Source organism: Intrasporangium sp., assembly GCF_051961875.1.
GTDB lineage: Bacteria > Actinomycetota > Actinomycetes > Actinomycetales > Dermatophilaceae > Intrasporangium_A.
The window spans coordinates 1-6,796 of record NZ_JBQCCV010000116.1 but is presented as its reverse complement, the minus strand read 5'-3'; the positions used below and the strand labels follow the sequence as shown (position 1 = coordinate 6,796).

Sequence of the window (6,796 nt, the reverse complement as noted above, 5' to 3'; positions counted from 1 at the left end):
CCCGCGCCGCTTGGGGGGTCTCCTGTTCTTACTCCGTGTGTTCCCCTGGGTTTTTTGTTTTTGGGCCCTTCCCCCGGTGGGGGGGGGGTCCCCCGCGCTCGGTCGGAGCTCGAAGGGTGCTCAGGCGGGGCGGAAGCCCCGGTCCGCCTCGGGTGCGGGTGCCGCGTGCTTGACCATCAGGTGGCGGGTCACGGTGTACTCGAGGATCGCCTCGTGGCTCATGTCCTTGCCGAACCCGCTGCCCTTGACGCCACCGTGCGGCGCCTCGGACGCGATCGGCAGGTGGTCGTTGACCCACGTCACGCCTGCCTCGAGACGGTGGCTCACCCGCATCGCACGACCGACATCGGCGGTCCACACCGACGACGCGAGGCCATAACGGCTGTCGTTCGCCAGCGCCACCGCGTCATCCTCGCGGTCGAAGGGCAGGACCGCGAGGACCGGCCCGAACACCTCACCCTGGACGATCTCGCTGTCCTGGGCCGGGTCGACGACCAGCGTCGGTGGGTAGTAGGCGCCGGGCCCGCTGCCGGGCTCCCCACCGACGACGATCTCGGCGCCGGCCTCGCGGGCGCGCGTCACGAAACCGTGGACGCGGTCGCGGTGCTCAGTCGAGATGAGGGGGCCGATGTCGGTGCCCGGGTCGCGCGGGTCCCCGACGCTGATGTCACCGAGGATCTTCGCCAGCGCATCGACGACGTCGGCGTGCCGCGACCGATGGACGTAGACCCGGGTGGCCGCGGTGCAGTCCTGCCCGGTGTTGTACGTCGCACCCATCGCCACGGCGTGGACCATCGCGTCGATGTCGGCGTCGGCGAACACGAGGGCCGGTGCCTTGCCGCCGAGCTCGAGGTGGACGCGCTTGGTTGCCTTGGCCGCGGCCGCCATGATCGCCGACCCGGTCGCGGTCGACCCGGTCACCGAGATCATGTCGATGCCGGGGTCGACGACGAGGCCCGTACCGATGTCGGCGCCCCCGGTGACGACATTGAGGATGCCGCTCGGCAGGCCCGCCTCAGCCGCGAGCTCGGCCAGCCGCAGCGTCGACTGTGGTGTCCCCGGTGCGGGCTTCAGGACGACGGTGTTGCCGGCGGCCAGTGCCGGGCCCAGCTTCCAGATCGCCATGACGAGGGGGAAGTTCCACGGGGCGATGCTCCCCACGACGCCCACGGGACGGCGGGTCAGGATCGAGGTGTAGCCGTCGCTCAGGACGCCTGCACCCGTGCCCTCGAGCGAGCGCGCCGACCCGGCGAAGAAGCGCAGGTTGTCCGCCGCGAACGGCAGCTCACCGTCCCGGAACGTCGCCCACGGCTTGCCGGTGTCGGCGACCTCCAGCTCGGTCAGCCGGTCGGCGTCGGCCTCGATGACGTCAGCGAGGCGCAGCAGGACCCGGGCGCGCTCCCCCGGGGTGCGGGCCGCCCACGCGGCTGCGGCAGCGCGCGCCGCGGCGACCGCGCGCACGACGTCGGTCGTGGCGGCCTCAGCGATCTCGGCGTGCGGCTCTCCCGTCGCGGGGTCGACCAGGGTCCGGACGGGACCACCGCCCGGTGCCGTGACGCCGTCGATGTGCAGTCCGGCCAGTGTCGTCATGGTTCTCCTTGGGTCGTGGTGGTCAGCTGTTGAAGCCGACGCCGAAACGGTCGAGCAGCGTGAGCCACGGCCCGCGGCGGCCGATGTCGTCCTCACGCGCCAGCGCGGCCCGGGTGACCTGGATCAGGGGGTAGCGCAGCGGCTCCGGGGGGAAGGGCACCGGCTTGCGGCGCACGATGGACAGCCGGGTCCGCTCCGTGTCCGTTCCCGTGACGAGGTCGAGGGCGACCTGCGCCCCGAAGCGGGAGCTGGCGACGCCGAGCCCGGTGTAGCCGAGGGCATACGCCATCCGCCCGCCAAGGGCGGTGCCGAAGGCCGGGGTGAACCGGGAGGTCGTGTCGATCAGGCCCGCCCAGCGGTGCGTGAACCGCAGCCCCTCCAGCTGAGGGAAGGTCTGGAAGAAGTGGTCGGCGAGACGTTGGTGACTGACGTCGCGCTGCTCGAGCGAGACGTCGGTGCGATTGCCGAAGTAGTAGATCGCGTCGTAGCCACCCCAGAGGATCCGGTTGTCAGGGGTCCGCCGGTAGTAGTGGAACTGGTTCCCAGCGTCCGAAATGCCTTGTCCGTCAGTCCAGCCCACCGTCTCGAGCTGCTCCGCGGTGAGCGGTTCGGTGACGAGGACGTGGTCGTAGACGGGCAGCACCCACGAGCGGAGGCGGCGGAGCACGGGTGGGAACGCGTTCGTTGCGAGGACGACGCGCGCGGCCCGAACCGTCGCCCGGGGAGTCCGCACGGACACTCCGGGCCCGTCCCGGTCCACGCCGAGGACCCGGGTCTGCTCGTGCAGCTCGACGCCGCGGTGCTGCGCGACGCGTCGCAGCCCCCACGCGAGCGCCGCCGGATCGACGAGGCCGTATCCCGACCGGACCCGTAGCGAGCCGAGGTAGGTCGGTGAGTGCACGTCGGCCCGGGTCGCCTCGGCGTCGAGCAGGTCGGTGGGCTCCTCGAAGCGTTCGTGCAGGGCCTGGGCGTCCGACAGCCGGCTCAGCTGCTGGGGGGTGACGGCCATGACGGACTTGCCCATGAGGGCGAGGTGCGCGTCGATGCCCTCGTTCTCGACGAACTGCGCGATGCCGGCGAGGTTGGCCCGACCGAGGCGGAGCAGCGAGGTCATCTCGTCGGGCCACATCGCGACGCCATGGGCCAGGCCGTGGGTGAGCGAGGCGGAGATGAAGCCGCCGTTGCGGCCGCTGGCGCCGTGGCCGACCCGGTGCTCCTCGAGCACCACGATGCGCCAGTCCGGGTGCCGTTCGCTCGCCTCGATCGCGGTCCACAGCCCGGTGAAGCCGCCTCCGACGACGACCAGGTCGGCCGTGGTTGCGGCCGTGAGCGGGCCAGTCGGGGTGGGGGCCTGCGGACGATCGGTCCAGAAGGGCCGGGGCGCGGCCTCGGCCAGGCTGGCGCGTGCCCGTCCTGCGACGCTCATCGCTTCTCCCCCGCGTGCTCGAGCGACCGCGTCGCATCGGGGATGCGCCCCAGAGGCAGCTCGGTCGACACGTAGCGGAGGAGCCACTCCTGCAGGGCCGGACCGAGGTCGTCGCGCTCGCAGGCCAGCCGGATCACCGTCTTGAGATAGTCGAGCCGGTCCCCGGTGTCGTAACGCCGACCGGAGAACACGACACCCACCACGCCCCCGCCCTGCTCGGCAGGCATCGCCGCCAGGGTCGCGAGCGCGTCGGTCAGCTGGATCTCGCCGCCCCGACCGGGTGGGGTGGTCTCGAGCACGTCGAAGACCGCCGGGTCGAGCACGTAACGTCCGATGACGGCATACGACGACGGGGCCTGTGCGGCGGACGGCTTCTCGATGAGGCCCGTGACCCGAAGGTCCGCCGAGCCCGGTAGCGGCTCCACGGCCGCGCACCCGTAGAGGTGGATCTGCTCGCGGGGCACCTCCATGAGGGCGACGACACTGCCACCGTGGGTCACCCGCGCGGCCATCATGGCCGGCAGGATGGGGTCGCGCGGGTCGATCAGGTCGTCCCCGAGGAGCACCGCGAAGGGGCACGGCCCGACGTGCTGGCGGCCAGAGAGGATCGCGTGACCGAGGCCGAGCGCCTCCCCCTGCCGCACGTAGTGCATCTGGGCCAGCTCGGCCGACGCCACGACTCCGGCAAGCCGGTCGACATCGCCGCGCCGCTCGAGGATCGCCTCGAGCTCGGCGTTGCGGTCGAAGTGGTCCTCGAGCGCCCGCTTGTTGCGACCGGTGACGAGCAGCAGGTCCTGCAGTCCGGCAGCCACCGCCTCCTCGACGACGTACTGGATCGCCGGCGTGTCGACGATGGGCAGCATCTCCTTGGGCGTCGCCTTCGTGGCCGGCAGGAAGCGCGTGCCGAGGCCGGCAGCCGGGATGACCGCCTTGGTCAGGGCCAGCTCCTGGACCGGGGCAGTGGGCCGGCTCACGATGCGAGCACCACGCCGTGCGCCTGATCCCATGCCAGGTGCACGACGTCCCCACGCCGCACGGGAGCCATCCCCGGGTGAGTGTGCAGAACCGGCTCATCCCGGCCGTCGATCTCGATCGCCACGGTGGACGTCCCTCCATAGAACTGCGTATCGATCACCTGGCCGCCCAGGATCGCGCGGTCGACGTCGACGAGACGGACATGCTCTGGCCGCACCATGACGTGCGCCGCTCCGGCGCCCGGGTCGATCTCGGCCGTCCCGGGCAGCAGGCCCCACCGGGTGTGGACCCCACCGGCCGCGGCATCGCCCGCGAAGATGTTGCTCGTGCCGACGAAGTCGGCGACGAAGAGGTTGGCGGGCCGCTCGTAGAGGGCCTGTGGGGTGGCGACCTGCTGGACCCGGCCCCCAGCGAGCACGGCGATCCGGTCCGCCATGGACATGGCCTCCTCCTGGTCGTGGGTCACGACGACGAAGGTGATGCCGACCTCATGCTGGAGCCGCTTGAGCTCGAGCTGCATCTCCGCGCGAACCTTCCGGTCCAGCGCCGAGAGGGGCTCGTCGAGCAGCAGCAGCTGTGGTCGTTTGACGATGGCGCGCGCCAGTGCGACCCGTTGCCTCTGGCCTCCCGACAGCTGGCTCGGACGCCGACGCGCGAGGGCCGTGAGGCCCACCGTGTCGAGGACCTCACCGACCCGGCGGCGCACCTCATTCTTCGCGACGCCCTCGCGCTCGAGCCCGTAGGCGACGTTGCGTTCGACGCTGAGGTGCGGGAACAGCGCATACGACTGGAACATGAGGTTGACCGGGCGCCGGTGCGGCGGGAGCGCGAGCAGGTCGGCGTCGCCGAGCAGCACCGATCCCGAGTCGGGCTGCTCGAACCCGGCGATGACCCGCAGCAGGGTCGTCTTGCCGCATCCCGAGGGGCCGAGGAGGGCGAAGAACTCGTTCGTCCGGATCTCGAGGCTCACGTCGTCGAGTGCTGACGTCGCTCCGAAGCTGCGGGTCAGACCGGCGACCCGCAGGAGGGGGCCTGCTTCGGGCGTGGCCGGGGGCTGGGACCGGGGGTGCGTGGGCGACCGGTCGGCGGGGTGGGTGGTCATGCGCGGTCCTTCACTCGCAGGAGGCGCTGGACGACGAGGACGGTCACGCAGCTGATGCCGATGAGTACCGTCGCCAGGGCGTTGATCTCAGGGGTGACGCCGAACCGGACCATCGAGTAGATGACGATCGGCAGGGTCGGGGTGCTCGGCCCGTCGGTGAAGAAGGCGATGACGAACTCGTCGAGGGACAGGGTGAACACGAGCAGGGCGCCGGCGAGGATCGCCGGGCGCAGCGTCGGCACCGTGATCCGCAGGAAGGTGGTGACCGGTCCCGCGCCCAGGTCGCGCGAGGCCTCCTCGAGCTGCGGGTCGGTGTTGGACAGCCTCGCCTTCACGACGGCCGCGACGAAGGCGAGGCCGAAGACGGTGTGCGCGATGAGGACCGTGTGCAGACCGGTCGCGATGGAGCTCAGGCTGAAGAGGCTGAGCAGCCCGATGCCGAGAATGATGTCGGGCACGATCGCCGGCGCCAGGGAGAACGCATCGAGCAGCGCAGACCTGGAGTGACGGTGGAGCCCGACTGCCAGCATCGTGCCGAGCACGGTCGACAGCACGGTGGACCCGAGAGCCACGACGAGCGTGTTGCGCAGGCCCTCCATGATGCGCTCGTCCCCGGCGAGCTGGCCGTACCACTGCAGGCTCCAGCCGCTCCAGGTGTAGGGCGAGCTGCCTGCATTGAACGACATGACGATCAGCACGACGATCGGCAGGAAGAGGAAGGCGTAGGTCAGCAGCAGGGGTGCCCGCAGCCAGCCGAGCTCACGCATCTGCGGCTCCTTCCCCGGAGACGCGCCGGGCGGCGCGGGACTGCAACGCGAAGAGCACGACGAGCAGCGCGATGACGACGAGGGCGAGGACTGCGCCGAAGGGCCAGTCACGGGCCTTGAGGAACTGGTCACGGATCAGGTTGCCGACCATCACGGTCTTGCCGCCGCCGAGCAGCTCGGGCACCACGAAGTTGCCGAGACTGGGGACGAAGACGAACAGGCTCCCGGTGATGGCCCCGGGGAGGCTGAGCGGGACCGTGATGTCCCAGAAGCTGCGCCACCGGGTCGCCCCGAGGTTGGCGGCAGCCTCACGCAGCTGCGGGTCGATCCGCTCGATCGACGCGTACAAGGGCAGTATCATCAGCGGCAGGTAGGCGTAGAGCAGCCCGACGACGACCGCTCCACGGGTGTAGAGCAGCTCGAGCGGCTGGGAGGTGATCCCGGTCGCGAGCAACGCACGGTTGAGCACTCCCTCGGAGCCGAGGAGCACGATCCAGCCGTACGTGCGGATGAGGAAGTTCGTCCAGAACGGCAGGACGACCAGCACGAGGGCGACGACCCTCCACCGCTGGGGAACCTTGGCGATGGCGTATGCCGCGGGGTAGCCGATGAGCAGCGCCAGCGCGGTCGTCAGGCCGGCGATGACTAGCGAGCTGCCGAGGATGGAGACGTAGATCGACTCGAACACGCGGGCGAAGTTCGCACCGGTGGGGGTGAGCACGATGCCGCCGAACCGGCCGCGCTGGAAGATCGTCAGCCCGAGCACCAGGGCAATCGGGACGGCCATGAAGACGGTGAGCCAGGCGAGTCCCGGCCCGGTGAGGACGAGCCGTTCCGCCCGGGGGGGGGGGGGGGGGGGGGGCGGGCGCGGCCCCCCCCCAAGCGCGAAAAACAACCACAAAAAAAATTTGTGGTGTGGTGGTTGTGGGGGGGGGG

The 6,796-nt window shown here is 71.0% G+C and carries 6 protein-coding genes; all 6 read right to left on the bottom strand.

Features of this window, described 5'->3' with window-relative positions; genetic code table 11:
- Nucleotides 1–120: 120 nt before the first annotated feature.
- Genes ACTHJJ_RS06760 through ACTHJJ_RS06735 form a run of 6 tightly spaced genes read right to left on the bottom strand, consistent with a single transcriptional unit; the run spans nucleotide 121 to nucleotide 6,647 of the window.
- Nucleotides 121–1,590 carry an aminobutyraldehyde dehydrogenase gene (locus ACTHJJ_RS06760; protein WP_440302175.1) on the bottom strand — a complete coding sequence of 490 codons (1,470 nt, stop codon included), beginning with the start codon at nucleotides 1,588–1,590 and terminating at the stop codon, nucleotides 121–123.
- A gap of 22 nt (nucleotides 1,591–1,612) precedes the next feature.
- Complete coding sequence (locus ACTHJJ_RS06755) at nucleotides 1,613–3,016, bottom strand: NAD(P)/FAD-dependent oxidoreductase (protein WP_440302174.1); 1,404 nt, start codon at nucleotides 3,014–3,016, stop codon at nucleotides 1,613–1,615.
- On the bottom strand, nucleotides 3,013–3,990 hold the full coding sequence (locus tag ACTHJJ_RS06750) for a UTP--glucose-1-phosphate uridylyltransferase (RefSeq protein ID WP_440302173.1): 978 nt from the start codon (nucleotides 3,988–3,990) through the stop codon (nucleotides 3,013–3,015). Before ACTHJJ_RS06750 ends, ACTHJJ_RS06755 begins: the two co-directional genes overlap by 4 nt.
- Nucleotides 3,987–5,093 carry an ABC transporter ATP-binding protein gene (locus tag ACTHJJ_RS06745; protein ID WP_440302172.1) on the bottom strand — a complete coding sequence of 369 codons (1,107 nt, stop codon included), beginning with the start codon at nucleotides 5,091–5,093 and terminating at the stop codon, nucleotides 3,987–3,989. The genes ACTHJJ_RS06750 and ACTHJJ_RS06745 overlap by 4 nt, the downstream gene beginning before the upstream one ends.
- Nucleotides 5,090–5,860: an ABC transporter permease gene (locus tag ACTHJJ_RS06740; protein ID WP_440302171.1), complete on the bottom strand. Its 771-nt coding sequence runs from the start codon at nucleotides 5,858–5,860 to the stop codon at nucleotides 5,090–5,092. The genes ACTHJJ_RS06745 and ACTHJJ_RS06740 overlap by 4 nt, the downstream gene beginning before the upstream one ends.
- A complete protein-coding gene (locus ACTHJJ_RS06735) occupies nucleotides 5,853–6,647 on the bottom strand; it encodes an ABC transporter permease (RefSeq protein WP_440302170.1) in 795 nt (264 codons plus the stop codon). The genes ACTHJJ_RS06740 and ACTHJJ_RS06735 overlap by 8 nt, the downstream gene beginning before the upstream one ends.
- Between the last annotated feature and the right edge of the window lie 149 nt (nucleotides 6,648–6,796).